Here is a 25,556-nt window from a genome sequence, read left to right as displayed (position 1 = left end):
AGATATGTATCCAGAGGGTGGAGGTGGATACATGAGTTAATGTTTTAGTTGAAGATATGTATCCAGAGGGTCGAGGTGGATACAAGAGTTAATGCTTTTTGATGAAGATATGTATCTAGAAGGCCGAGGTGGATACAAGAGTGGCTGCTTTTTAGTGAAGATGTCGAGGTGGATACATGAGTTAGTGTTTTTAGTAAAGATGTGTATCCAGAGGGCCGAGGTGGATACATGAGAAGGTGCTTTTAGTGAAGATGTGTATCCAGAGGGTCGTGGTGGATACAAGAGTGGCTGCTTTTTAGTGAAGATATGTATCCAGAGGCCCGAGGTGGGTACATGAGTTAGTGCTTTTTGATGAAGATATGTATCCAGAGGGTCGAAGTGGGTACAAGAGTTAGTGCTTTTTAGTGAAGATATGTATTAAGAGAGCCGAGGTGGATACAAGAGTGGATGCTTTTTAGTGAAGATGTGTATCCAGAGGCACGAGGTGGGTACAAGAGTGGCTGTTTTTTAGTGAAGATATGTATCCAGAGGGTCGAGGTGGATACAAGAGTTAATGCTTTTTGCTGAAGATATGTATCCAGAGGGTCGAGGTGGATACAAGAGTTAGTGCTTTTTAGTGAAGATGTGTATCCAACGCGAGGGAGTGGAGATATAAGATGGTGATTTCTTACCTTCATCCTCCTTTACGCAGGAGGCACACCCCCGCCCAGCGGAGTCGTCCGCCTGGAGCGGAATTCCATTACTTTTCACCTGCCATAGAAGAGCGAATAGAAAAGACCAGCCATTTTAAACAGCTGGTCTTTCTCACTTAGATATAACTGATGAACAACCCGATCGAAAGCAGAAAACCAAAAATGGTATTCGTTTGCGCGGTTGCTTTCATGGCAGGCATCATTTGGAGCGGCATCGTTTTTCCTATAAAACCTTTGTATGCTTTATAGGCTTTTGGAATACTGACTAAGCAGATCAGCAGCCAAGGGGTAAAGGATCCCGCCAAGACCAATCCGATGATCCAGAGGTAGGATAGTGCAAACATGGACCCCAGAAGGGTGATTGCATTTTTTCTCCCAAGAAGGATTGCGAGAGTCTTTCTGCCGTTTTCTTTATCTCCGTCGAGATCACGGATGTTGTTGGCCATCAGGATCATGCCGACCAGGATAAAGATCGGGATGGAAATCAATAGGCTTGAAAGGGTTACGGTACCAGTTTGGATGTAGAAGGAAATCAATATGATGACAATCCCCATAAAGAACCCTGCCACAACCTCACCAAGAGGCGTATAGGCAATTGGAACAGGTCCACCAGTATAAAAATAACCTGCCGCCATGCAAACTAAGCCTATTACGGCAAGCCACCAGCTGCTGTTTGCACAGATGTATAACCCTAGTAAGAATGCAATGCCGTAAAGGCTGAATGCGAGCCCTTTTACAGTGGAAGGTTTCACGCCGTTGCGGACAATCGCTCCGCCTATGCCAATGGAGTTCTCATTATCAAGGCCCCTGGCAAAATCATAGTATTCATTGAACATGTTCGTTGCGGCCTGGATCAGGATGCTGGCCGCCAACATAGCTAAAAATAGAAGCCAGTCAATTTCCCCGTACTGAACAGCAAGGGCGGTTCCCAGCAGGACGGGTACAAATGCGGCTGTGAGTGTATGCGGTCTGGTAAGCTGCCACCAGATACGCCAGCCTTTATCTGACTCCACAATATTGGACGTATAAGTCTCCATTTTTGTCTCTCCTTAATTGTGGAAAATAGTAAGGTTACAATTGCTTTACAGATTAAAGTTTAGGTAAAGGACACAAATGTGTCAATAACTTTTTCAAAAAGCCGGAAGGTGTTATTTTCCATAAGCCGCAAGTCGAAACGTTCCGTTTCTCAAATGAGGAAAAAGAGGTTATTATATAATAAGGAAATAAATTGTTGAGCGTTGACACGTTAATATGTCAGGTGTATCTTAAAATAGGTTTAAATCTTAAGGAAAAGGCTTTTTTCTATAAATTGTTGCTTTCGGATATCCCAGGATACAAAGGTTTAGTTATCTTAACGGAGAGAGCAGCTCTTTTCTTTCTTGCTTATCAGGATATTTCCGGTAAAATATGTCGTTAATTTATGATAGTCATATTAGCAACAAAGTTTACGAAAAAGCCTATGGAAAAGGCTTTATGGGGGGATTGTTTTGAGTATTATACAAGATGTCAAAATCGGGGAAAGCTTTAATAAGGCATTAGCGAAAGCCAAAGCAGAAGGCATACCGGTTTTATACAGTGCAGTTCAAAAAGTCAGCCACGTAAACCCCCTTTCATTTTATACAAAGGGTATCTCTCTATATAACGGAGAACGCTTTTTTTGGAAGGACAAAGAAAACAATACAAAAATCGCCGGTTTAGGCAGCACATATATGGTTAGGAATGATTCAGAGGGTGACCGTTACACTTCGATTGAAAACGAGTGGAAGCGCTTAATTGCGAATGCGGTGATAGAGTCTGACGGGGAGACCGCCGGAACTGGCCCGCTTTTATTTGGCGGTTTTTCATTCGATCCGACTGTTCCGAGATCGAAGGAGTGGACTGATTTTTCACATGGTATCTTTCAGATGCCGACTTTTATGTTAACCGTTACTGGCGATGAATGCTATTTGACGACCAATATTCTATGTACCTCCCAGGATGACGAAGGCTTGCTCGATATTATGGAAAAGAAGCAAGAAGAGCTGCTGGGGCAAAAGGGAACAGGTACCTCAAATCTGAATTTGCTTGATACCAAGGAAATCGCTCCAGAAGAATGGAAGACAGCTCTTGAAAAAGTTGTTTCTCAGCTGAAAAATGGTGAGATGGAGAAGGTTGTGCTGGCGAGGAAGATGCTGATGTCGTTCAAGGACAGGCCGCATTCAGATGAAGTGATTCAAAACCTTTGGAATGAACAGCAGGACAGCTTCCTATTTTCGCTCGAGGTAGCTAACAGCTGTTTCCTTGGAGCGTCTCCAGAAAGGCTTGTTAAAAAAGAAGGTGAAGCAATCCTTTCAACCTGCCTTGCCGGGTCTATTGCAAGAGGGAGCAATCCGGAAGAGGATAACATGCTTGGGGAAAGCCTGCTTCATGATGCAAAAAACCTTTACGAACATAATTTGGTAGTGGACATGATCCGTGACGTCCTTCAGCAGCACTGTTCAGAGGTCGATATGCCGAATAAACCTGAACTGATGAAGGTGAGAGACATTCAGCATCTCTATACACCGGTAAAAGGGAAGGCCTATCAAGAGGCCACCATATTAAACTTCATTGCCCAGCTTCACCCAACACCTGCTCTGGGCGGGGTGCCGAGGGAAAAGGCTATGGAGACGATCAAGTATGCTGAAAAAATGGACAGGGGCCTTTATGCAGCTCCCGTTGGCTGGATGGACTCATACGGAAATGGCGAGTTTGCTGTAGCAATCCGCTCTGGCCTGATTCATAAAGATGAGGCTTATCTATTTTCCGGCTGCGGGGTTGTGGCAGATTCAACAGCAGAAAGCGAATACCGCGAGACCCAAATCAAATTTAAACCAATGTTCCGGGCATTAGGGGGAAACACTGATGGATTATGATCATCAGAAATCTTTAACCGAATATCTTTCTGCTTTTATAGAAGAATTACATGCATCGGGAGTCAAAAAAGTGGTGATCAGCCCCGGCTCCCGTTCCACGCCCCTGGCGCTTCTATTCGCCAAACATCCAAATGTGGAGGTCTTCATCAATATAGATGAAAGGTCGGCTGCCTTTTTTGCGTTGGGGATGGCTAAAGCGGACAATGAACCTGTCGCTATCCTCTGTACATCCGGTACGGCTGCTGCAAACTATTTTCCTGCGGTCATCGAAGCGCATTATTCGAGAGTGCCGCTTGTTGTCCTGACAGCAGACAGGCCTCATGAATTGAGGGAAATTGGTGCTCCACAGGCCATTAACCAAATCAATCTTTTTGGAAGCCATGTGAAATGGTTTGATGAAATGGCACTGCCTGAGCATACCGATTCCATGATTCAGTATGCCAGGAGAGCAGCCTCCCGCGGGGCAGCACTGGCAAGAAGCCTGCCTGAAGGACCTGTACACTTCAATTTTCCGCTCAGAGAACCTCTTGTACCGGATATGAATCATTCCTTTAAAGAGGGCAAAGTACAGACTGCGGTCACTACAGGTTCGGGAAGTGTTTCATCCGCAGTCCTGGAACGGCTGTCGCAGATTCTTGCTCAGAAACGAAAAGGGATCATTGTTTGCGGTCCCCAGGCGGATCCCGGTGTGGTCGATGCCGTTATCAGGCTTTCTGAAAAGGTTCAATTTCCGGTGCTTGCCGATCCGCTTTCTTCCTTGCGAAGCGGAACCCATGACAAATCAAATGTGATTGACGGCTATGACAGCTTCCTGCGTATAGAGAAGTTTAAAAAGTTGGTGGAGCCCGACATTGTGATCCGGGTGGGAGCCATGCCGGTGTCGAAAGCATTGACTCTTTATTTGAAAAATCAGGATATCGAGCATTGGGTCGTCGATTCTGGCGGAATGTGGCGTGACCCCGCAGGCAAGGCTACCGAGATGATTTTCGCAGACGAAGCAGAATTTTTAAATGCACTGTCTGAATCGGTGAAGACCTCCCCTTCCAATGAAAGCTGGCTGAAGACGTGGGTTGGCATCAATCAAAAGACACAAGAACTGATAACGGGTTATCATGTCGGAAACGATTCGCTGGATGAAGGGATGGCAGTGAAGCGTTTAATTGGTGCATTGCCTGAGGACTCGATTGTATTTGCCAGCAACAGTATGCCGATCCGGGATTTGGACACCTTTTTCCTTAATAATGATAAAAGAATCAAAGTGATGGGGAATCGGGGAGCCAACGGAATCGACGGTGTGGTCTCCACGGCTCTGGGAGTCAGCGTGTGTGGACAACCAACCTACCTTGTGATTGGCGACCTTGCCTTCTACCACGATATGAATGGGTTGCTTGCAGGGAAAATGTGTGGACTCAATCTAAAGATTCTGCTGGTCAATAATAATGGAGGAGGCATTTTTTCTTACTTGCCTCAAGCAAAAGAAAAAGATCATTTTGAACATTTATTTGGTACTCCTGCCGATCTTGATTTTAGCCATGCTGCTAACTTATATGGGGCGGAGCATTCCAAAGCTGACACCCTTGAATCATTAGAGAAGTCATTGTCCGATTGGCAGTCTGCTGAAGGGATCTCCATCATTGAGGCTGTCACTAATCGTGATGAAAATGTCCGCAATCATCGAGAAATGTGGAATAATGTTTCCCGGGAAATAGAAAAGCTGCTATAGTTCGCCGGAAATATTGAGAAAGCACACGAATTAGAGAGCATAAGTGCAGAAAATAGCTGTTTTTACTACTTAAGAACCTGGCGGAAATGACAATAATTTATACAGGGGTTTTGCGAATGGTTATTAATGGCGTCCATTATCATGTCGATATCAAAGGTGAAGGGATTCCTGTATTGCTTCTTCACGGTTTTACAGGTGACGGCAGCACTTGGGAGCATCTTCTGCCTTTTTTAAATGATTATAAAACGATTGCCGTGGACCTATTGGGGCATGGAAAAACCGATTCACCAGGAAATCCCCTTCGTTACAGGATGGAACAGGCAGTAGAGGACTTGAAGGTTCTCCTGGAAAAGCTGGATATCACAGAAGTTTATCTGCTTGGGTATTCGATGGGCGGAAGGCTGGCAATTGCCTTTGCCGCAGCTTATCCTGACAAGGTGAAAGCTTTGATTTTAGAAAGTTCATCACCGGGATTAAAGACAGAAGCTGAAAGGAACCAAAGAACACAAGATGATGAAAAGCTTGCGGATATGATTTTGTCCCAGGGCCTAAGTGAATTTGTTGAATACTGGGAAGGGATTCCGCTGTTCTCATCCCAAAAACGGCTTCCGGCAGTTGAGCAGGAAGCCATCAGAAAGAGCAGACTTGCCCAGGATCCCATCGGACTCGCTAACAGTTTAAAAGGGATGGGGACAGGCAGCCAGCCTTGTTATTGGGAGGAATTAAGAAATCTTCCGATGGGGATGCTTTATATAGTAGGGGAACTGGACAGGAAGTTTTGCATGATTGCTGAAGAAATGAAGAATCGCGCGCTGAATGCATCTATTGTAAAAGTTCCTGGCGCAGGTCATGCATTACATGTGGAAGAACCTGAAAAGTTTGGTACAATAGTAAGGGAGTTCTTAAAGAATACATAAGGAGGTTTCCCGTTATGTCATTTGAATGGGTAAGCGCAAGAAATTATGAAGACATTTTGTATGAAACATATAATGGAATAGCGAAAATCACCATTAATCGTCCTGAAGTCCGCAATGCATTCCGTCCGAAAACAGTCATGGAATTGATTGATGCATTTGCATATGCAAGAGATGATTCTAATGTAGGCGTCATCATCCTTACAGGTGCAGGAGAGCATGCATTTTGTTCAGGAGGAGATCAGAGAGTCCGCGGCCATGGCGGATATGTTGGTGAAGATGAAATCCCTCGTTTAAATGTTCTTGACCTGCAGCGTTTGATCCGTGTAATTCCTAAGCCGGTCATCGCAATGGTGGCAGGATATGCTATCGGCGGAGGCCATGTGCTTCATGTAGTATGTGACATTACTATCGCTGCTGACAACGCTGTATTTGGACAAACTGGTCCAAAAGTGGGCAGCTTTGATGCAGGATACGGTGCTGGTTACCTTGCGCGTATCGTCGGCCACAAGAAAGCGAAAGAAATCTGGTACCTATGCCGTCAGTATGGCGCAGAAGAAGCTCGTGAGATGGGCTTGGTCAACACGGTGGTACCTTATGAGAAGCTGGAAGAAGAAACGGTTCAGTGGGCGTCTGAAATGCTCGAGAAGAGCCCGACTGCACTTCGCTTCCTGAAAGCGGCATTTAATGCTGATACAGACGGCCTTGCTGGTCTGCAGCAGCTTGCTGGCGATGCAACACTTTTATACTACACAACAGAAGAGGCGAAAGAGGGCCGCGATGCGTTCAAGGAAAAACGCAAGCCGGACTTCGGACAATTCCCTCGTTTCCCTTAATAGGGAAGATGTTTAGCTCAGCTTGATGGAATCTTCCATCAAGCTTTTTTCAAATTTATTTTATAAGATGGTTGGAGTGCAGCAGGGCTGGACTGTTTCTTAGAACGAGAAAGATGTTTGCAGGAATCGATAAACCAGATGATAATGGCTGAACTAAGTGTGTGATGGAGCCATTCGTAGACCAACTCAACGGCTGCTGGTACCAGGCTGCTCAATAGCTGAATGAATACTAAGATACTCGTCATTACAAATTAAAGAGAGAAACACATTGGATTGGAGACTTCAAAATGGAGAATCATTTCTTCCTGCCCAACTTACTAAAACAGAGGGCCTTCTTGACTCCTGAGAGAAAGGCAGTAACTTTCAAAGGGGAGTCTTATACTTTCAGGAAAGTCTATGAGACGGCCTGCAGCTGGGCAGGGTCTTTACAAAATAAGCTCTATCTCAAGAAGGGAAGTAAAGCCGGTGTATTGATCAAAAATACAAAAGAGGGTTACTTTCTTCTGCTTGCCCTTCAGCAGGCAGGGGTGACAGCTGTGATGCTGAACAACCGCCTCACTTTAGAGGAACTAAGGTTTCAAATACAGGATACCAGTATCAGTGCTTTACTTTATGATGAGGAATTCGAAAATGAAGCGCTGAAGTTGAAGAAGAATATTCAGAACGAGTGTGTTTTCTCGCTTGCTGAGGTGGAGTCTATGCGGTTAGGCAACTTCCTGCCTCAGGATCGGGTTGAGATGGACAGTGTCTGTACCATTATGTTTACGTCCGGGACGACAGGCAAACCAAAGGGAGTTTTGCAATCATACAATAATCATTGGTGGAGCGCTGTAGGATCTGCATTGAATCTGGGACTCAAGGAAACCGATGTTTGGCTGTGTGCTGTGCCGCTTTTTCATATCAGCGGGTATTCGATCTTGATGAGAAGCATCATTTATGGGATGGAAATTAAGCTCCATGAAAAGTTCGATGAGGAAGCTATTAATGGTGAGCTTAAAGTAGGGAATGTAACAATCATCTCTGTAGTAAGCGCCATGCTTCAAAGACTTCTGAAGAACCTTGGACAGGGAAGCTATCATCGGGACTTCCGTTGTATGCTGCTTGGTGGAGGACCAGCACCGAAAAGTATGCTGGAACAGTGTAAGGACAAAAGAATTCCGGTTTATCAAACGTACGGAATGACAGAGACTTCCTCACAGTTTGTCACTTTATCTCCAGAGGACAGCCTTGCCAAACTAGGTTCTGCCGGAAAGCCTTTGTTTCCTTGTGAAATGAAAATTTTGCATAACGGCCAAGAAGCAGCGGCTAATGTCCAAGGTGAAATCGCAGTCAGGGGTCCGAATGTAACCCGGGGATACTATAATCGGGAGGAGGCAAACAAAGAGAGTTTTGTCGAAGGATGGTTCTTGACTGGAGATATTGGCTATCTGGATGACCACGGCTTTCTCTTTGTTTTGGACAGGCGTTCAGACTTGATCATCTCTGGCGGAGAAAATGTTTATCCTGCTGAAATTGAATCTGTACTGGCTGCTCATCCTGCTATTGCAGAGGCGGGTGTCATAGGACTTCCATCGGATAAGTGGGGTCAGGTTCCGGCTGCATTTATCGTTAAAGAAAGCCCTCTTACTGCTTCTGAAGTGGAGCTTTTCTGTCGAAGCAGGCTTGCGGGGTATAAGGTTCCTCATCATTTTTACTTTTTAGAAAGTCTGCCCCGGAATGCATCCAATAAACTGCTGCGCAGGGACTTGAGAGAACTCCTCGACAAGGGGGATTTCAATGAAAATTGATAAGGTGATCCTCCATGTCATTCAGATGGAGCTGAAAAAGCCTTTTTCGACTCATTTGGGAACAGTGAAGGAGCGGAAAGGCATCATCATAGAAGTAGTGGATGATAATGGAATAAGGGGGTACGGGGAAGGAGTCGCCTTCAGCACTCCGTGGTATACGGAGGAAACTGTCGGTACATCGCTTCATATCCTGGAGGAGATCTTGATTCCTCTGTTATTGAAATCGACATTGGCTCATCCTGGGGATGCTTACAAATTGTTTTCTACAGTGAGAAGAAACAATATGGCGAAAGCTGCTTTGGAAAGTGCTGTATGGGATTTGTATGCAAAGCAGCTGGATAAACCGTTGTGGAAGGTGCTTGGCGGGACCAGAGAGGTGATTCCCGCAGGCGCGGTGGCAGGTGCTCCTACAGTCTCCCAAACCATTGACCAGGTTCATGAGTTCGTCAGGGATGGTTATGAACGAATTAAAGTGAAAATCTCTCCTTCAAATGACTATGAATTGATAAAAGAGATTCGGCATGAGTTCCCTCATCTGCGGTTGATGGCAGATGCCAATTCGGCATATACGCTGAAGGATATAGACAGGTTGAAGAGGCTGGATGAGTTAGGTTTGGAGATGATCGAACAGCCTTTAGGAATTGACGATATTTATGAGCATAGCCTTCTTCAAAAGGAAATGAAGACAAGTATTTGCCTTGACGAAAGCATCTCATCCTTCCATGACGCAAAAAGCGCCATAGCATTGGGAAGCTGCGGCTACATCAATATCAAGCTTGGCCGTGTTGGAGGCTACTCGACAGCAATATCCATTCATGACTTGTGCGGGCGTGAAGGAGTACGGGTTTGGTGCGGAGGTATGCTGGAATTTGGGATATCCCGTTCGCATAACATAGCCCTTTCTACATTAGAAGGCTTTGATTTCCCAGGGGATATTTCTTCTTCATCAAGATACTGGGAACAGGATATCATCAAGCCGGAAATACAGGTCATCAATGGAAAAATTAGTGTGCCTCAAGAAGCGGGAATTGGTGTGGAGCTGAATCGGAAGAGGTTGAAGGAAGTCACTTTGTACACTGAGGAATACTCGCTTTGAAGATTGGAACGAGGACCATTTGAACAGGCTATAATAATTATTACATCGATTAAAAGTAGAGGTGCTCATTTAGCAATATAAGTTCAGCTTACCTGAAAACTGTAAATAGACTTCATAATCATTACTGGTACATTGATATAGGATATCGTTTGATGTAAAACTTTTGAAATAACATTTACAACAGCGTATTAAGTCTTCTTAACAGTCCAAGGTTTCAGGGTATAATTAGTTACAAAGGGTTGATTGGAACGGAAGGTGTCCGATCTCCAGCGGGATTAGCGGGACAGGTGAGACCCCGCAGGCAAAGCCGAGGAGGCTCACCGCCCGCCCCGCGGAGTCGGCACCTGTAGTGGAAATCAACAATTCAATTCATAAACGGTGACTATATAATGGTTTTGGTTTAGATTAAGACAAAATCGGAAGCAGAGCCAGTACTTAAATTCTTATGGCAAGCAGAAGGGAGGCTGAACATATCAGCCTCCCTTTTCACATTATGAAATCGGTTCGAAAGTTTTGCAGTCAGTTTCATGCTGGTCATCCGCCTGTTTGCCTGAATGGCTGACCACATAAATCTGTTCAGCACCACAGTGGTTTCCTTTTTTCCAGTAGTGGCAGTTGTTGACCTCGCATAATACGTCCTTAGCCATCATTATCACTCCCATGTCAGAAATTCCGTACATGGTTAGTTTTGATGAAAAAGGGAAGTTTTATGAGTGGTAAATCTTATTTAAGTCTTCTGTTTCAAATAACGTTTATCATTCATGAACAGACTCCAGAAATACACAAACCCGGGAAACAGAATCGCAAAGCCGACAATATAGGTGATAAAGACGGCTTTAAAAGAATTAGGGTCTGTAAAGCCGGATTGGATGGTCACCTCTGGATAGATGATGTAAGGAAGATGAGCCTTCCCGTATACGTAGCTCGCGATCAGATACTGAAGAGTAATGGCAATAACAGCGATTCTCGGCATTCCCTTGATTCCTTTTTTATCAGTGGGTAAAAAAAGTGCCCCGCCGGCAACAAGGAAGCCGAGCAGTGAAAGTATTAGGAGAAGCTGATCTTCCATCATTTTTTCATAAATCCAGGATGCTTCTGTCTGCATGGTGAACATGATCAGCAATGCTGTAATAAGGGAGAGAGGTCCGGTTATCATGGCATCTCTCCGGTAAACACGGTAGGCATCCAGTTCATCCGACGCTTTAGAATAGTCCGCCAGCAAAAGGGAGGATAAGAAGAGCGTCGAGCTGATGGCAAATCCGATGAAAGCATATTCATGCGGACTTGTGAACAATTTTCCCAACTGCAGGGTCTGTCCATTTTCAAAATCGACAAACTCTCCATGTGAAATCGGCAGGACACTGATGAGGAGACCTGGAATCAGCAGGCCGGTTATCCCGGAAATATAAGTCAGGATCTTCCTATAGTCATCTGCCACATGTGAAAAAACAAGAAAGGCGCTTCTTAAAGCAAGCAGCAGCAAAATCATACTGCCCGGAACCAGCAGAACTGTTCCAAGTGAATAGGCTGCCCCCGGGAAGAAACTGTAGATTGCCACAACAATTGCTACGATGAAAGTATTGGTCACTTCCCAAGTAGGTGAGAGATACCTATTCGCAATATTGGTCGCTTTCGTTTTTTCGTGATTGATATATACCATTGACCAGAATCCCGCTCCGAAATCCATGGTTGCCATGACGGCATAGATGAAGACAAATCCCCATAAGACCGTGATAGCCAATAATTCATTCGACATCTTTTCACCTCCATAGGTGTTCCTCAGTGTATGTAATTGAGGTTACGAGAAAAATCCAGTCTCTGTGTGTTCGACTTTATTCAAATCATCTTCAGCAGGATGCCTTTTGAAGTAGTACATGAGAACTGATACTACCGCAATCCCGAGCACTACATAAACGGATGTAAAAGCGACAAACAGTGTTGCAAGGTTTCCAGTTGTGGTCACGGAATCCTCGGTGCTCAACATCCTGTAGATGGTCCATGGCTGTCTGCCGGTACAGGCAAAGATCCAGCCGAATTCAATTGCCAGGATAGATAAGGGACCACCGGCAACAAACAACCACATCATCCATTTCGGGAAGCGGTCTTTTTTCAGCAGCTTGTTCCACACAAAAGCCATCAGTCCAAGTAAAATCAATAGGCTGCCGATCCCAACCATTGCGTTAAAAAGCGTATGGACGAAAAGAGGCGGCCAGTATTCTTCCGGAAAATCATTCAGTCCGATGACTTCGGTTTTGAAACTGTCTCCAGCAAGGAAACTCAAAGCCCACGGGATTTCAATACCCCACTTCACTTCCTGTGTTTCTCTGTCAGTGAACCCTCCTATAGCCAGCGGAGCATAACGCTGTGTCTCAAATAATCCCTCGGCAGCGGCAAGCTTTTCAGGCTGATACTCATGGAGCATCTGCGCTGATTCATGGCCATTGATGGCAGTAAAGAAGGCAAAAAACCCGCCGACGAGCAAACCAAGCACCAAGGCTTTTCGATGAAATTTATAGACACGGCTGCCAAAGTCCGCTTTCATCATTTTATAGGCGGCGACAGAGGCTATGACAAATCCTCCCGTGACATAGGCTGACAGCGCAACATGTCCAGCCGTTACAAAGAAACTCGGATTGAAAAAGGCTTTCCAAGGATCCACATCGACAATTTCTCCATTGACCATCCTGAAACCGGCGGGAGTGCCCTCAAAGGCATGGACGTTTGTGATAAGAACGGCAGACGCCAATCCCCCCAGCACCACGAATGTCAGGCTCAGAATCCTCATCCATGGAGCAATTCGATTAGCCGCATATACATAGATGGACATAAATAGAGCCTCAACAAAAAAGGCGTAGATTTCAATTTGAAATGGCAGGGCCATGACCCTTCCGACGACCTCCATAAAACCAGGCCAAAGAAGAGAGAGCTGAACACCGGCTATTGTACCTGAAGGAATACCGACCCCCAGAAGCACCGCAAAGGCTTTGGTCCATCTTTTTCCCATGATTTCATACTCGCGGTCTTTCGTTTTCTGATAAAGCAGTTCTGCAATGAGGATCATCATCGGAATAGCCACACCTAGAGTGGCAAAAATGATGTGAAACCCCATAGTTGTTCCGAACATTGACCGTGCAATGACTAAATCATCCATAATGTTACTCCTTTAGTTGTGATTGACGGTTATATTCTTCTCCAAAGAATAGAAATTATGCAGAGTTATCCAATTGAGGGAATTAAGATTTTAAAAGTTACTTTGAGTGGATGTAAAGGAGAAAGCCAACCATGGCATGGCTCAATAAGAGTTGGGGGTCTAAAGCTTTTGAACGGCGAAAACATACTGCATCAATTCCGGAAATTAGAAACTTGGTGCAGTAAAAAGAGCGTTTATACAGCATGAAATTTAAGAATCAGAAACTTGGTGCTTGGTGCAGTAAAAAGAGCATCTGATGCTTAACAGAGGAAAAGGCTTGTTTATCGGCTAAATCGAATTCAGTAAATGTGCAGGCTCGTTTTCCAGGTATTCAGCGGGAACCTATTTTTATCGGTGAAACAGCAGTCGGCAATATTTCACCAACTGAACAATCAACAATATGTATAAAAAAAGTGCTGACCACTTAAGTCAGCACTTCCCAATCATTCACTGCCAAGGGCTCTCTGCAGTGTTTTTATATTGTCATTCATTAAGTCAAAGTAGTCTTTCTCTTCGTCAATATCTTCCTGAGTACGGACACCAAGATTGTGCAAGAAAAGTTCTTCAGCACCGATTTCTTTTTGGACCACTTCGGTCAATCTAGATGAGCCATTTTGCTCAAAGAGGATGTACTCAATATTGTTCTCCCGGGCTGAATCAATGATTTCTTTTAACTCCTGCTGAGACGGTTCATCCGTTGAAGAAATCCCTGAAATGGCTACCTGTTCAATGCCGTAGCGTTGTTCCCAATAGCCATAAGCAGCATGAGCAACAAAGATCTGGCTATGTTCTGCGTGAGAGACAGTGTCTTCAAATGATTCGTTGAGCTCATCCAGCTGAGAAACTAATTGATCATAGTTTTCCTTAAATGTTTCTTCTTGTTCAGGCATCTTTTCAGAAAGTCCTTCATAGATGCTGTGCGCTAATTCTTTAGAATAAACAGGGTCCAGCCAAACATGTGGATCGACGTCATGGTCATGGTTGTGGCCGTCTTCTTCTGAATGCTCTTCTTCGTCTTCATGAGCATGCTCGTCCGAATGACCTTCTTCTTCTTCATGAGCGTGCTCGTCAGAATGCTCTTCGTCGTCTTCATGAGCGTGCTCGTCAGAATGTTCTTCGTCGTCTTTATGAGCGTGCTCGTCAGAATGTTCTTCCTCGTCTTCATGAGCATGCTCGTCCGAATGACCTTCTTCTTCATGAGCGTGCTCGTCAGAATGTTCTTCGTCGTCTTCATGCGCGAGCTCATCAGAATGCTCTTCTTCGCCTTCAAGACTGCCTTCCAGTGCAGCGCCTGCGGCAACCATTGTTACATTCTCGTTTTCCAGAACGTCTTCTGCTTTATCAACAAATCCTTCTAATCCCAATCCAATGTAAAAGAAAACGTCTGCATCAGACAACATCATCATATCTTTTTGGGAAGGTTCAAATGTGTGCTCATCAGCACCAGGAGGATAAATGGATTCTGTCTCCACGTATTCCCCTCCGATTTTTTCAGTGAAATCACTTAATGGGTAGACGGTTGTGTAAACTTTTAGCGTATCAGAATCAGTGGTGTTTTCATTGTCAGTCCCGGTACCTCCGCATGCAGCAAGCAGCGATAGGAAGGTGACGCTGACCAGTAATTTTAAGCGTTTCATGTTTCTCCTCCTCTTTAAAATTATTATGGGAATGTCAGAATAATTTTTATTAATAAAAAGTAATCATTACGATTTGTAACCCCTAGATGATTTTACTATCGCCGGACAATAAATGCAAGGAAAAAACCATCAAGTTTTTTCGCTTGATGGCCATTTTTCAGGAACTTCATCGATCCCTCCCGGATGAAAAGGATGACATTTCACTATTCTTTTTATTGTCAGCCAGCCTCCCCGCAGGGCTCCAAATCGTTTGATGGATTCCATTCCATAATGGGAACAGGTTGGATAAAATCTGCAAGTCGGAGGCTTTAAAGGCGATATAACCAATTGGTAAATGCGTATCAGCCCAAGAAATATTTTTTTCATGACTGGCCTCCTGAATACGGTTATACCAAAAATATATCATGTCTATTGTGAATTTAAAACTTCTAAAGCAGCAATGACCATTTTGATAATGTCTTTTCCGTATAATTATATACGAATGTAAAAGACCCGCTGGCCGGTTGTGAGCCAAAGTTATTTGCACCAAACTAAAAAGAGTGCAATTTTCCTGAGAAAGCTGCCCTCTTCTTAACCGCCCTTTTTAAGAATGTTTATCTTCGCTTTTATTTTGATCCTCATCGACATCGAGATGGGGATTGTTTTCAATCGGATCCACCGTATGTTTATAATCGTATGCCTTGCTGGTGGTCAGCACGCTTACCAATATAATTATGACGATTAGGATGATGGAGATGACGAGTACACCAACATAACCCATAACTGATTCCTCCCTTTTCAATTATTTTACCATGAAGGTGAAAGCGAGTTAATACTATTCCTATTATCCCGGAAATCTGTTAATTTTATAGTAAGACTTCTCTGATCATACATACATTTTTAAAAGAGATGAGGGACCTTGATGAACTTATCTGCAATGATGGGCAGGCAGACGGCTGAACTTCAGCACACTTTGAACTTAAGTCTCCTGCAAAGTCAAATGGCGTCTCAGATGGCTGGAGCAACAGCCATGATGGAAAATATGACTGAGACAGCCCAAGTGAAAGAAGCTCCTCATCCTTTTAAAGGCGGCTCTGTCGATTTGAAGGGGTGAGAAAAAACTCCCGAAGAGTGGCTGCTCTTCGGGAGTTTTTTGGTTCAATGAATATTCCGTCTGTAATTATGCTTTTCTTCATGATCTCCGGATGTCAGCTTTTCCTTTAACGTTTCCAATATGTATAAACGGATAAAATAGTGAAGTTCCTCGTTGTCCATCTCTTCGATGATGTTCAGTAGCTCTTTTCTTGAGGATTCCTCAAGTATTGTTAAGGCGATCATATCCAAATCTTCTTCAGTTCCCCTGATTTTGCCTCTGTAAATTTCATACAGCTCCTCCACCAGCTTCATGTCTACCACCTCCTGACTCATTTTTTTCATATCTATAACCGTAAGAAACTTTTCGTCATATGATGAATAAAGGGACAACCACTTATTCAATATTTACCCTTTTTACAGCAGGTTAATCACATTTTGTTTTCAGAGGGGAGGGAATGGGATGAACAAACTGATTATTCCATTTGCGTCAATCATCACCTCGACAGTATCCAATATGACGAGCAGCGGCTGGAATCAATTGCTGTTGGTGCTGACAATTGCCATGATTCTTGATTATATTACCGGGGTGATTGCGTCCGGGATAAATGGTGAACTTTCGAGCAAAACAGGGCTGAAAGGAATAGGGAAAAAAGTTCTTGTCTTCAGCTTGGTCGCTGCCGCCCACCTTATTGATACTATACTTGGAAATCAGCATATTATTCGGGATTCCACCATAATTTTTTATACTTGCAATGAAGTATTATCGATTATTGAAAATGCAGGCAGGGCAGGTCTGCCGATTCCTCCATTTTTGAGTGGAGCAGTAAAGTCATTGAGGAACAAGTTCAACAGGAAAAATAAGTCTGAATAAATTTTCCTTATTTGAGGGAAAAGATAAGTAACACTGTGAAGGGGTGGAACTCATGGAAGAAGAAAAACATGATTACTACATTGAAGTTGCAACAGGAGAAATATCCCGAAGTTCTACCGATTCTCCATGGAATTTTAAAATAGCAGCCACTGATGAGGAAATCACCAGGTTGAGGGAAGTATTTGACCAGCAGCATTCCACAGACTGGCGGAACTTTTACCGAGCCCATACACCTTACCTTCAATATCATTTTGATAAAGATAATGATGCCTATGACGACAACTTGCTTCATGTCTACCAGATGATTTATACACTAGGAGATGAGGAAGCTAAGCAGCATATCAAAAGCATGGGAATCTTGACGGATCTGACTTAACAGCATTCTTTGGAGTGCTGTTTTTTGTTTTGTGTGACATTTTTAGCTTATAGCGGGAAGGAAAAGGGTTAAATGTTATCAGGTGGTGTTTAGCTGCCCGAACCTCCCTGAGATTAAGGGGGGAGGTCACCAAGGGAGTGTCTAGCTGCCCAACCTGACTTAGAGTAAGAAAAACAGGAAGGTAAATTAGGGTTAATATGGTTTGGGAAGTAGGAGGCATCGTCTAAAAGGTTTGCGATTTTACTTAAAACCTTTTAAGGTTGATAACTCTTACATGAAGGAGTTCTAGAAGAATAGTATAATGGGTGTAATCAATTTTAACGGTGGGCTCTATCTTATTCCAGCCACAAATATGGAGTTTGGCTGTGGTATATTTCTAAGTTGATCAAGTGAATACATGAGTGAGCACTTTTGGTGAGAGATATGTATCCAAGCCGTATGAGGTGGATACATGAGTGAGCGTTTGTGGTGAGAGACATGTATCTAAGCTGCTCGAGTGGGTACATGAGTGAGCGCTTTTGGTGAGAGATATGTATCTAAGCTGCTCGAGTGGGTACATGAGTGTCCGCTTTTGGAGAGAGATATGTATCCAAGCCGTATGAGTGGATACATGAGTGAGCGTTTGTGGTGAGAGATATGTATCCAAGCTGCTCGAGTGGATACATGAGTGAGCGTGTTTGTTGAAAGATATGTATCCAAGCTGCTCGAGTGGATACATGAGTGAGTGCTTTTGTTGAGAGATATGTATCCAATCCGCTCGAGTGGGTACATGAGTGTCCGCTTTTGGAGAGTGATATGTATCCAAGCTGCTCGAGTGGATACATGAGTGAGCGCTTTTGGTGAGAGATATGTATCCAAGGCGCTTGGGTGGATACATGAGTGAGCGCTTTTGTTGAGAGATATGTATCCAAGGCGCTTGGGTGGATACATGAGTGAGCGTGTTTGTTGAAAGATATGTATCCAAGCTGCTCGAGTGGATACATGAGTGAGTGCTTTTGTTGAGAGATATGTATCCACACTGTATGGGTGGATACATGAGTATGCGTGTTGGTTGAGAGGTATGTATCCAAGCCGCACCGTGATACAAGAGAGGCTTGTTGTGTTGAGAGATATGTATCCGGTCACCTCGAAAGGATATATAAGGGCCATACCTTAACGAACGCCCTATGATTTAAAATATAATTAACATAGAAATGGTGAAATTTAAAATGGAAAAATTCTTAGACTACAATGGATACGAGGTTGAACTGTCACTAGGGACTACTGATTTTCCAATCACTCCTAAACATGTATTAGTGATTGCCTTCCATAAGGGTGAATGGCTTTTGACCCGCCATAAAACAAGGGGGCTTGAGTTTCCTGGAGGGAAAGTGGAAAAAGGCGAAACATTACAGGAAGCCGCCACTCGAGAACTGTATGAAGAAACTGGCGGAAACGCGTCAAAACTTATCCGTATTGGAACCTATAGAGTAAACCAGCAGAAGCCTTTTGCAAAAGCGATTTTTTTTGCCAAAGTGGATTTCCTGAAGGATCAAGAAGACTACTTGGAGACAGATGGACCGCAGATTTGGAGCGGAGATTTGAAATCGGTAAAAGAAGATGATCAATTCAGCTTCGTGATGAAGGATGAGGTTGTTGCTAAGTCACTGCAGTATTTGGATGAGCAGGGATACCTGAAAAAATAAAGAGGCTATTTAAAAAGCCTCTCATTTAGAACCTTATTAATTTTCTCTCAAGCACTTCTACAACTTTATACATAAGTGTCGCGAAAACAGCAATGATCAGCAGTGAGAGTAGTACAAGCGAGAAGTTGAATACCTGGAAGCCGTAAATGATCATATAGCCGAGTCCTTTGGCGGATACCAGGAATTCACCGACAATCACGCCTACCCAGGACAAGCCGACGTTGACCTTTAAAGTAGAAATGATGGTTGGAAAAGAAGCGGGCAGAATCGCTTCTTTAAAGGTTTGTGCCCGGGTTGCTCCGAATGTCTGCATGACTTTCAGGTAGTTGGGGTCAACTTCCCTGAAAGAGGTGTAGACCACGATGGTTGTGATGATGATGGAGATGATGGCACCCATGGCTATGATGGAAGTTAAACCAGGCCCAAGGGCAACAATCAGTATAGGTCCCAATGCCACTTTCGGCATGGCGTTCAAGATGACCAGGTAAGGATCGAGGACTTTGGACAGGAATGGTGACCACCATAGGATCGCCGCCAGCAAAGTACCCAGAAGTGTACCAAGAATAAACCCTGCAACTGTCTCTCCCAATGTGATGGTAATATGGGTGATCAACGAGCCATCCCCGATCTTTTCGATAAACAGATTTCCTATTTTATAAGGGGAACTGAAAATAAGGGGATCAATCCATTTAAATCTGCTTGCTGTTTCCCAAATTGAAAAGAAGGAGATGAAAATAAACAGCTGATACAACCAGACCATTTTTCTTTCTTTTTTCAGGCTCTGTAAATAACGTTCGTGCTGCTTTTGGATGTTACTTTGCGGACTCAAGTTTCTCCAACTCCTTCCATATGCCTTGAAAACAGTCTGAGTAGGCCTCGTGGTTTCTTGCGTGGAAAGGAACCAGTTTCCTGAGCTCTTCAGGTACGCTGACTATCTTATGGACTCTGCCAGGTTTCGCGGATAGAAGGACAATTCGGTCACTCATGGCAATGGCTTCTCCAATATCATGGGTGACAAGCAGTGCCGTCTTGTTGAATGACTTTAACGTTTGAAATACCAGATCCTCAAGCTTCAGTTTGGTTTGATAATCAAGGGCGGAAAATGGTTCATCGAGCAGAAGCAGCTTTGGTTCCATGGCGAGAGTGCGGACAAGTGCGGCACGCTGCCTCATTCCGCCTGATAACTGGTTAGGAGATTGCTTTGCGACCCCTTCAAGGCCGATCTCATCCAGCAGGTTCAAGGCCCAAGCCTTCTTTTCATCTGTAAGCCTATTCATCGTTTTTAACCCAAGCAGGATGTTTTCTTCGATATTCTTCCATGGAAACAAATAGTCCTGCTGCAGCATATAGCCGAGTTTATGTTTGTTCTTTTCCAGAGGCTCTCCTTCAATCGTGACTCTTCCAGAGCTGGGTTGAAAAAGACCAGCAATGATGGAAAGCAAAGTGGTTTTCCCGCATCCGCTTGGACCTAGAAAAGAGACAAACTCCCCTTCATTTACTGTCAATGAGATGTCTTCGAGAGCAGTTGTGGCAGAGTCTGGTGTGAAGTAGGTGTGATGAATGCTGTCTATTTCAAGAAGCTCCATTCGGTATCCCTCCTTAAATGGTTATAGAAGCGAAAGAGAGGTTAGCCCGGAAAGTGGACTAACCATGACATTCTCTCACCTTACTTTATTCATTCATTATCTCTTTAGCTATAGTGGTATTAACTAATTTGCCATGAGGGATTCTGCCAGGAAGTTCGCCTGCCTCATCCATGATATCCTGCAAATTGTTCCATTCTTCTTCATCAAGAATAGGGTCGGCTGCAAAGGATCCTTGGCTTCTATATCGATCGACAACTGTTTCGATAATATCAAGGTCGGTGTCCTCAAAGTAGGATTGAATGACCTCGGCGGTTTCTGCAGGCTCGTGTTCTTCCACCCATTTCTGGGCTTTATACACAGCTCTGGTGAACTTCTCAATGGTTTCACTATTTTCTTTCATGAAGCTTTCTTTTGCCATAAATGTGGTATAAGGTACATGACCGGACTGTTCACCAAACGAGGCGACGATGAATCCTTTTCCTTCTTTTTCAAAAATGGAAGCGGTCGGTTCAAATAATTGGACATAGTCTCCTGTACCGGAGGCGAAAGCGTTAGGTATATTCGCAAAATCAATATTCTGAATCAGATCGAGGTCTTCCTGCGGATCGATTCCCTGTTTCTTCAGCACAAACTCTCCAACCATCTGCGGCATACCGCCTTTGCGCTGGCCCAGGAAAGTCGAACCCTTTAATTGATCCCATTCGAAATCTTCGACGTTTTCTCTTGCGACGAGGAAGGTTCCGTCTGTTTGAGTGAGTTGGGCAAAGTTGATGACAGGATCACTGGAGTCTTGTGAATCGACATAAATACTGGTCTCTGAACCTACAAGGGCAACATCGGCCCCATCAGCAAGCAGGGTTGTCATGGTTTTGTCTCCGCCCCATGTCGTTGTCAATTCAATATCCAATCCTTCTTCTTCAAAGAAGCCTTTTTCAATGGCGACATATTGAGGAGCATAAAAAATGGAACGCGTTACTTCCGCAATTCTCACTTTCTCCAATGTGTCTTGTTGATTTGCACAACCCCAAACACCGATTGAGAGAATGAGGATCATAAAGAATGAAAAACTAATCTTCAGCAGCCTTTTCAATTTGGTTCCTCTCCTTTAATGCTGTCACTTACCCGCGGTCATATTGGCTGCAAAGAGTCACTGCACCGGGGATGACAAACATATGTTGTTTGCTACATATCGTATGTAAAAATGAAAATTGTGTGATAGCCTAGATGACTAAGTATTGAACGGAATTGTTTAGGCAGAATTGGCTTTGCAGGGGTGCACTAGGAATTAACTCTTCAAATAGAAAAAATCTAATCTTTGAAAGGGTGAGAATATGAACAACGGGACGATACTCGAAAAACAGATTTTCCCTTCACCGAATCCAAAGGTCGAGCTGTATTCTGTTACATATCTAGCAGACGGCCTCCGTGTGAAAGGCATGATGGCGGAGCCGAAGGATGATCAACAGTACCCGGGGTTTCTTTATTTAAGGGGTGGTATCAAAAATGTCGGGCAGGTGCGGCCGGCGCGTATCGCTCAATTTGCGGCGGAGGGATTCATTGTTTTCGCGCCTTTTTATCGTGGAAACCAAGGCGGAGAAGGGAATGAGGACTTTGCAGGTGATGACCGTAAAGATGCTTATGGCGCATTTGACTTGTTGGCGGATCACCCAAGAGTACTCGGGAAAAAGGTCCATGTGTTCGGCTTTTCCAGGGGAGGGGTCATGGGGCTGCTGACCGCAATAGATAAAAAAGATTCAGCATCGGTCGTTACATGGGGCGGAGTCTCTGATATGGTGCTGACATATGACGAACGGAAAGACCTTCGCAGGATGATGAAGAGAGTCATCGGGGGAACGCCCAAGAAGTACCCTTTACGATACAAATGGAGGACGCCTTTATACCGGTTGGAGGAAATAGAGGCTCCAGTCCTCATTGTTCATGGCGCGCAGGACCAAAATGTGTCCATTGAACATGCCCACAGACTGGAAAAAAGGCTGAAAGAACTGGACAAAAAGGTCGATACCTATTATTTTGAAAACTATACACATTATTTTCCTCCGGTCATCAACAGGGAAATCGTTAAAATCGTTTGTGACTGGATGAAAAAATACAGCTAAAGGAAGTGTTGTTAGGTGGGCATGGGTCTTGAATTAAATACAATGATTGTTACAAAAGGCAGAGAAAGCAGGCTGGAAGAAAATACATTTGAACTGGTAAAAGAGGGATATCGGTTGTATCCGATGGAGATTCCAATTGAGGTCAAAAGAACGAGGGATGGGGAAACCAATGGTGTCGGAGAAATCAAACGGCTTCAATGGGAAAACGGAGAAACGGTGATCACTTATCAACTGATCTCACTTAACAGTACGAATTAAATAGAAAAGGCGGGCCCGTTTTTTACGGAGCCCGCCTTTTTGTATACTACGCTTTGATTGGTCCGCCCTTGGATTGGATCTCTTCCGGGACGTTAGAAAATTTAGTGAAGTTGTTTTTGAATTTGCCTGCAAGTTCTTTTGCTTTCTCGATGTAAGCTTCTTCATCAGACCAGGTCTTGCGGGGCTGAAGGACTTCATCAGGAACACCTGGTACATGTACCGGGATTTTAAGGCCGAAAATATCATCAGTGGCTGTTTCCACATGCGCAAGTTCCCCTTCAAGGGCTGCCTGCACCATAGCACGCGTGAAGGAAAGCTTCATACGGCTGCCGACACCATACTCACCGCCGGTCCACCCTGTATTAACAAGGTATACTTGTGCGTTGTGCTCATCGATCTTCTTGCCAAGCATTTCTGCATACACTGTAGCAGGAAGCGGCAGGAATGGAGAACCGAAGCAAGTAGAGAATGTTGCCTGAGGAGAAGTGATGCCTCTTTCAGTGCCTGCCAGCTTGGATGTATATCCGCTCAAGAAGTGATACATCGCTTGTTCTTTCGTCAGTTTGCTGATTGGAGGAAGAACTCCGAATGCATCAGCCGTAAGGAAAATAATTGTATTAGGATGTCCGGCAACACTCGGATCCACAATATTGTCAATTGCCTGAAGCGGATAAGCAGCACGTGTATTTTCAGTTAGTGTGCTGTCTTCATAATCAGGGATGCGTGTGTCTTCATCCACCATTACATTCTCAAGCACCGAACCAAAACGGATCGCATCGAAAATCTGAGGTTCTTTTTCACGTGTAAGATCAACTGTTTTTGCATAGCATCCGCCTTCGATATTGAAGACACCGTTTGGAGACCAGCCATGCTCGTCATCACCGATCAAGCGGCGGTTAGGATCTGCTGAAAGAGTTGTTTTTCCTGTTCCTGAAAGGCCGAAGAAAAGTGCCACGTCACCCTCCTGGCCAACGTTGGCAGAACAGTGCATGGAAAGGATATCATTTTCAGGAAGCATGAAGTTCATCACGGAAAATATGGACTTCTTCATTTCGCCCGCATATTCTGTTCCTCCGATTAGAACCGTCCTTTTTTCAAAGGATACAATTATGAATGTCTCAGAGTTTGTTCCATCAACAGCCGGGTCAGCTTTAAAAGTAGGCGCTGAAATCACAGTGAACTCAGCATCATGATCCTTGAGTTCATCTGCTTCTGGTCGGATGAACAGCTGATGGGCAAACAGGTTATGCCATGCATATTCATTTATGACCCTGATCGGCATGCGGTGTTTGGGATCTGCTCCTGCAAATCCTCTGAATTCAAAAATTTCATCTTTTTCTTGTAAGTAATCAATGACTTTATTATATAGTTTGTCAAAGCTTTCTGTAGAAATCGGCTGATTCACAGAGCCCCATTCAATCTTATCTTTCGTAGAAGGTTCTTCCACAGTGAACTTATCCTGTGGAGAACGGCCAGTATATTTGCCTGTCTCTGCACGGACAGCACCTGAATTAGTCAGGATTCCTTCATTCCGATTCAAAACCTTCTCAACTAATTGAGGTACAGATAACTGTACTTTTATGTTCTTTCCATTAAGTAATTCATTTAGTTTATTAGACAGGCTAACTGAAGTCATAGTAACTAACCTTCCTTTGTACATTATTTAGTGCTCTCCTTATAAAAAAACTTTCCATCCCCTCGAACTGTGGCCGCTTGGCTCCTGATAAGGTTATCTTATTGAACCAATTCGACAGCAGCAGAGAAAAGCTTTTAAAAGGAGAGCCATATTGGAATACCCCTTTGTTTCTCAAGAAATAGTATAACACAATAAAACCATTAGTCTATACTATTTAGCTATTTTTTAAACCTGTTAACAAATTGTCACAATTATCCTTTTAAAGAGGATGAGAGCGCTGCCATTTTAAGCCCTACTTATGCTTTAGTCTTAAAGAGGGCGAGGTAAACATTTATTTTTTCACTTAATATAAGGCTCTTCGCATAATTGGTGGTTACAGAAAATTCCCAAGAGCCGGGTTCTTCCCAGTATACTAAGGATTTCTCTCGAATCGGGGAGAACAGCTTCTTTTCATTATTGTTGTTTTTTGGAATTTGTATCAAAAATAAAGTTTACGAAAAGAGCCTATTAATAAGATCTCCCAGTCCACTTGTAGTGAGGCAGGAGAGAAAGAGTGTTATCCGTAAAAACTGGAAAGTGCCATTAAGTTGGATCGGCACCAATTTTTACAGCAGGAATAACCTATAATAAGTTATGCTATTGCAGGATCTTATGAAATGTTACCGTTTTCATGGCGAATCTAATTATATAGGAAGTTTTGTGTGAATTGAAGCATCAATATACAAATTTCCTGAAACTTTTTATGCCTTGTCGAGATCACGTCTAATCCTTTAGATATAAGGGATTTCCCAGAAAATTTGTTGTAAAATAAAAATGGTTGACACGTTTTGACAAAGTAAGTTAATATTGACCATTGAACGGATACTCTTATTCCGAGCTGGTGGAGGGACAGCCCCAATGAAACCCAGCAACCTGCTTGTGAAGAAATGATAGTACAGAAAGACTTTAACGGTTTCTGTACAGGTTACTTCCAGGCAAAGGTGCTAATCTGATGCAAGGATATTCCTTGATCAATAAGAGTGAAAGGCGCGGCTTAAATCACAACCTTTCCTCTATTTTTAGACGGGAAGGTTTTTTTATTGGAAACTTTCAGCCCCGGCGCTGAGTTCTTTTGATAAAATCTCCATGTTTACTTCATACTACTGAGGGAATGAGTACCGTGATTAAGTATTGAGAACAGGCCG

General features: G+C 43.8%; 24 protein-coding genes and 1 riboswitch. Of the genes, 12 read left to right on the top strand and 12 right to left on the bottom strand.

The genetic code is table 11. From position 1 onward, the window contains the following. Positions 1–808: 808 nt before the first annotated feature. Positions 809–1,729: a 1,4-dihydroxy-2-naphthoate polyprenyltransferase gene (locus tag B9Z54_RS04045; protein WP_113927224.1), complete on the bottom strand. Its 921-nt coding sequence runs from the start codon at positions 1,727–1,729 to the stop codon at positions 809–811. Between the two features lie 450 nt (positions 1,730–2,179). Between B9Z54_RS04045 and B9Z54_RS04035 the strand changes: the two genes are divergently transcribed. From B9Z54_RS04035 to menC, 6 genes are all read left to right on the top strand, one after another. Further along, complete coding sequence (locus B9Z54_RS04035; protein ID WP_113927222.1) at positions 2,180–3,586, top strand: isochorismate synthase; 1,407 nt, start codon at positions 2,180–2,182, stop codon at positions 3,584–3,586. Next, entirely contained in the window at positions 3,576–5,309 is a 1,734-nt protein-coding gene (gene menD / locus B9Z54_RS04030) for a 2-succinyl-5-enolpyruvyl-6-hydroxy-3-cyclohexene-1-carboxylic-acid synthase (protein ID WP_113927221.1), read from the top strand. The genes B9Z54_RS04035 and menD overlap by 11 nt, the downstream gene beginning before the upstream one ends. Before the next feature lie 110 nt (positions 5,310–5,419). Then, positions 5,420–6,226 (top strand): 2-succinyl-6-hydroxy-2,4-cyclohexadiene-1-carboxylate synthase, encoded by an 807-nt coding sequence (gene menH / locus B9Z54_RS04025; protein WP_113927220.1) that lies wholly within the window; start codon positions 5,420–5,422, stop codon positions 6,224–6,226. 14 nt (positions 6,227–6,240) lie between these two features. Beyond that, entirely contained in the window at positions 6,241–7,059 is an 819-nt protein-coding gene (gene menB / locus B9Z54_RS04020; RefSeq protein ID WP_113927219.1) for a 1,4-dihydroxy-2-naphthoyl-CoA synthase, read from the top strand. A 287-nt stretch (positions 7,060–7,346) separates the two neighbouring features. Next, on the top strand, positions 7,347–8,846 hold the full coding sequence (locus B9Z54_RS04015) for an o-succinylbenzoate--CoA ligase (RefSeq protein ID WP_113927218.1): 1,500 nt from the start codon (positions 7,347–7,349) through the stop codon (positions 8,844–8,846). Continuing rightward, positions 8,836–9,942 (top strand): o-succinylbenzoate synthase, encoded by a 1,107-nt coding sequence (gene menC / locus B9Z54_RS04010; protein ID WP_113927217.1) that lies wholly within the window; start codon positions 8,836–8,838, stop codon positions 9,940–9,942. The genes B9Z54_RS04015 and menC overlap by 11 nt, the downstream gene beginning before the upstream one ends. Positions 9,943–10,433: 491 nt before the next feature. Here the strand turns inward: menC and B9Z54_RS04005 are convergent, their stop codons facing one another. The 6 genes from B9Z54_RS04005 to ytzI all read right to left on the bottom strand — a co-directional run bounded on the left by B9Z54_RS04005 (position 10,434) and on the right by ytzI (position 15,529). Continuing rightward, complete coding sequence (locus tag B9Z54_RS04005) at positions 10,434–10,589, bottom strand: DUF1540 domain-containing protein (RefSeq protein WP_113927216.1); 156 nt, start codon at positions 10,587–10,589, stop codon at positions 10,434–10,436. 80 nt (positions 10,590–10,669) lie between these two features. Further along, a complete protein-coding gene (locus tag B9Z54_RS04000; RefSeq protein WP_113927215.1) occupies positions 10,670–11,698 on the bottom strand; it encodes a cytochrome d ubiquinol oxidase subunit II in 1,029 nt (342 codons plus the stop codon). Between the two features lie 42 nt (positions 11,699–11,740). Continuing rightward, positions 11,741–13,093: a cytochrome ubiquinol oxidase subunit I gene (locus B9Z54_RS03995; protein ID WP_113927214.1), complete on the bottom strand. Its 1,353-nt coding sequence runs from the start codon at positions 13,091–13,093 to the stop codon at positions 11,741–11,743. 482 nt (positions 13,094–13,575) lie between these two features. Further along, the gene (locus tag B9Z54_RS03990) at positions 13,576–14,769 is read right to left on the bottom strand and encodes a metal ABC transporter solute-binding protein, Zn/Mn family (RefSeq protein ID WP_113927213.1); all 1,194 of its coding nucleotides are present in this window, start codon (positions 14,767–14,769) and stop codon (positions 13,576–13,578) included. 129 nt (positions 14,770–14,898) lie between these two features. After that, a complete protein-coding gene (gene yidD, locus B9Z54_RS03985) occupies positions 14,899–15,135 on the bottom strand; it encodes a membrane protein insertion efficiency factor YidD (RefSeq protein WP_113927212.1) in 237 nt (78 codons plus the stop codon). Positions 15,136–15,352: 217 nt separating this feature from the next. Next, positions 15,353–15,529, bottom strand: a complete 177-nt coding sequence (gene ytzI, locus B9Z54_RS03980; RefSeq protein ID WP_113927211.1) for a YtzI protein — start codon at positions 15,527–15,529, stop codon at positions 15,353–15,355. A gap of 141 nt (positions 15,530–15,670) precedes the next feature. On the opposite strand from ytzI, the gene B9Z54_RS03975 reads away from it, so the two are divergent. Continuing rightward, the gene (locus tag B9Z54_RS03975; RefSeq protein ID WP_113927210.1) at positions 15,671–15,862 is read left to right on the top strand and encodes a hypothetical protein; all 192 of its coding nucleotides are present in this window, start codon (positions 15,671–15,673) and stop codon (positions 15,860–15,862) included. Positions 15,863–15,906: 44 nt separating this feature from the next. Here the strand turns inward: B9Z54_RS03975 and B9Z54_RS03970 are convergent, their stop codons facing one another. After that, positions 15,907–16,155, bottom strand: coding sequence for a DUF6154 family protein (locus B9Z54_RS03970; protein ID WP_222928185.1), 249 nt, complete (start codon positions 16,153–16,155; stop codon positions 15,907–15,909). 148 nt (positions 16,156–16,303) lie between these two features. On the opposite strand from B9Z54_RS03970, the gene B9Z54_RS03965 reads away from it, so the two are divergent. The 3 genes from B9Z54_RS03965 (at position 16,304) to ytkD (ending at position 18,775) form a co-directional block, all read left to right on the top strand. Beyond that, positions 16,304–16,714, top strand: a complete 411-nt coding sequence (locus B9Z54_RS03965) for a phage holin family protein (RefSeq protein WP_240189791.1) — start codon at positions 16,304–16,306, stop codon at positions 16,712–16,714. Positions 16,715–16,766: 52 nt separating this feature from the next. Beyond that, on the top strand, positions 16,767–17,090 hold the full coding sequence (locus B9Z54_RS03960; RefSeq protein ID WP_113927209.1) for a hydrolase: 324 nt from the start codon (positions 16,767–16,769) through the stop codon (positions 17,088–17,090). Positions 17,091–18,298: 1,208 nt separating this feature from the next. Beyond that, positions 18,299–18,775: an RNA deprotection pyrophosphohydrolase gene (gene ytkD, locus B9Z54_RS03955; RefSeq protein ID WP_113927208.1), complete on the top strand. Its 477-nt coding sequence runs from the start codon at positions 18,299–18,301 to the stop codon at positions 18,773–18,775. A gap of 25 nt (positions 18,776–18,800) precedes the next feature. On the opposite strand, the gene B9Z54_RS03950 is transcribed toward ytkD, so the two are convergent. The 3 genes from B9Z54_RS03950 to B9Z54_RS03940 all read right to left on the bottom strand — a co-directional run bounded on the left by B9Z54_RS03950 (position 18,801) and on the right by B9Z54_RS03940 (position 21,451). Continuing rightward, the gene (locus tag B9Z54_RS03950; RefSeq protein ID WP_113927207.1) at positions 18,801–19,604 is read right to left on the bottom strand and encodes an ABC transporter permease; all 804 of its coding nucleotides are present in this window, start codon (positions 19,602–19,604) and stop codon (positions 18,801–18,803) included. Further along, positions 19,588–20,361 (bottom strand): ABC transporter ATP-binding protein, encoded by a 774-nt coding sequence (locus B9Z54_RS03945; protein ID WP_113927206.1) that lies wholly within the window; start codon positions 20,359–20,361, stop codon positions 19,588–19,590. Before B9Z54_RS03945 ends, B9Z54_RS03950 begins: the two co-directional genes overlap by 17 nt. 85 nt (positions 20,362–20,446) lie before the next feature. Continuing rightward, on the bottom strand, positions 20,447–21,451 hold the full coding sequence (locus tag B9Z54_RS03940) for an ABC transporter substrate-binding protein (protein WP_113927205.1): 1,005 nt from the start codon (positions 21,449–21,451) through the stop codon (positions 20,447–20,449). 241 nt (positions 21,452–21,692) lie between these two features. On the opposite strand from B9Z54_RS03940, the gene B9Z54_RS03935 reads away from it, so the two are divergent. Then, positions 21,693–22,478 carry an alpha/beta hydrolase family protein gene (locus B9Z54_RS03935; protein WP_113927204.1) on the top strand — a complete coding sequence of 262 codons (786 nt, stop codon included), beginning with the start codon at positions 21,693–21,695 and terminating at the stop codon, positions 22,476–22,478. 15 nt (positions 22,479–22,493) lie between these two features. Beyond that, the gene (locus B9Z54_RS03930; RefSeq protein WP_113927203.1) at positions 22,494–22,736 is read left to right on the top strand and encodes a DUF2584 domain-containing protein; all 243 of its coding nucleotides are present in this window, start codon (positions 22,494–22,496) and stop codon (positions 22,734–22,736) included. A gap of 46 nt (positions 22,737–22,782) precedes the next feature. On the opposite strand, the gene pckA is transcribed toward B9Z54_RS03930, so the two are convergent. Beyond that, positions 22,783–24,372, bottom strand: coding sequence for a phosphoenolpyruvate carboxykinase (ATP) (gene pckA, locus B9Z54_RS03925; protein WP_113927226.1), 1,590 nt, complete (start codon positions 24,370–24,372; stop codon positions 22,783–22,785). 864 nt (positions 24,373–25,236) lie between these two features. After that, positions 25,237–25,392, top strand: a riboswitch (SAM riboswitch). The last annotated feature ends 164 nt before the right edge of the window (positions 25,393–25,556 follow it).

It is taken from the genome of Bacillus sp. P14.5 (assembly GCF_003316765.1).
Lineage (GTDB): Bacteria > Bacillota > Bacilli > Bacillales > Bacillaceae_B > Rossellomorea.
Note: the sequence above shows the minus strand (reverse complement) of the source record. Positions and strands in the feature narration are given on the sequence as shown.

Bases quoted from the DNA above. Each gene is read 5' to 3' on its own strand.
- ytzI (WP_113927211.1), bottom strand. From the start codon at position 15,529: ATGGGTTATGTTGGTGTACTCGTCATCTCCATCATCCTAATCGTCATA.
- B9Z54_RS04000 (WP_113927215.1), bottom strand. From the start codon at position 11,698: ATGTCGAATGAATTATTGGCTATCACGGTCTTATGGGGATTTGTCTTC.
- B9Z54_RS04015 (WP_113927218.1), top strand. From the start codon at position 7,347: ATGGAGAATCATTTCTTCCTGCCCAACTTACTAAAACAGAGGGCCTTC.
- yidD (WP_113927212.1), bottom strand. From the start codon at position 15,135: ATGAAAAAAATATTTCTTGGGCTGATACGCATTTACCAATTGGTTATA.
- B9Z54_RS03945 (WP_113927206.1), bottom strand. From the start codon at position 20,361: ATGGAGCTTCTTGAAATAGACAGCATTCATCACACCTACTTCACACCA.
- B9Z54_RS03995 (WP_113927214.1), bottom strand. From the start codon at position 13,093: ATGGATGATTTAGTCATTGCACGGTCAATGTTCGGAACAACTATGGGG.
- B9Z54_RS04005 (WP_113927216.1), bottom strand. From the start codon at position 10,589: ATGGCTAAGGACGTATTATGCGAGGTCAACAACTGCCACTACTGGAAA.
- B9Z54_RS03990 (WP_113927213.1), bottom strand. From the start codon at position 14,769: ATGAAACGCTTAAAATTACTGGTCAGCGTCACCTTCCTATCGCTGCTT.
- B9Z54_RS04045 (WP_113927224.1), bottom strand. From the start codon at position 1,729: ATGGAGACTTATACGTCCAATATTGTGGAGTCAGATAAAGGCTGGCGT.
- menB (WP_113927219.1), top strand. From the start codon at position 6,241: ATGTCATTTGAATGGGTAAGCGCAAGAAATTATGAAGACATTTTGTAT.
- menC (WP_113927217.1), top strand. From the start codon at position 8,836: ATGAAAATTGATAAGGTGATCCTCCATGTCATTCAGATGGAGCTGAAA.
- pckA (WP_113927226.1), bottom strand. From the start codon at position 24,372: ATGACTTCAGTTAGCCTGTCTAATAAACTAAATGAATTACTTAATGGA.
- B9Z54_RS03935 (WP_113927204.1), top strand. From the start codon at position 21,693: ATGAACAACGGGACGATACTCGAAAAACAGATTTTCCCTTCACCGAAT.
- B9Z54_RS03960 (WP_113927209.1), top strand. From the start codon at position 16,767: ATGGAAGAAGAAAAACATGATTACTACATTGAAGTTGCAACAGGAGAA.
- B9Z54_RS03975 (WP_113927210.1), top strand. From the start codon at position 15,671: ATGAACTTATCTGCAATGATGGGCAGGCAGACGGCTGAACTTCAGCAC.
- B9Z54_RS03970 (WP_222928185.1), bottom strand. From the start codon at position 16,155: ATGAAGCTGGTGGAGGAGCTGTATGAAATTTACAGAGGCAAAATCAGG.
- ytkD (WP_113927208.1), top strand. From the start codon at position 18,299: ATGGAAAAATTCTTAGACTACAATGGATACGAGGTTGAACTGTCACTA.
- B9Z54_RS03965 (WP_240189791.1), top strand. From the start codon at position 16,304: ATGAACAAACTGATTATTCCATTTGCGTCAATCATCACCTCGACAGTA.
- menD (WP_113927221.1), top strand. From the start codon at position 3,576: ATGGATTATGATCATCAGAAATCTTTAACCGAATATCTTTCTGCTTTT.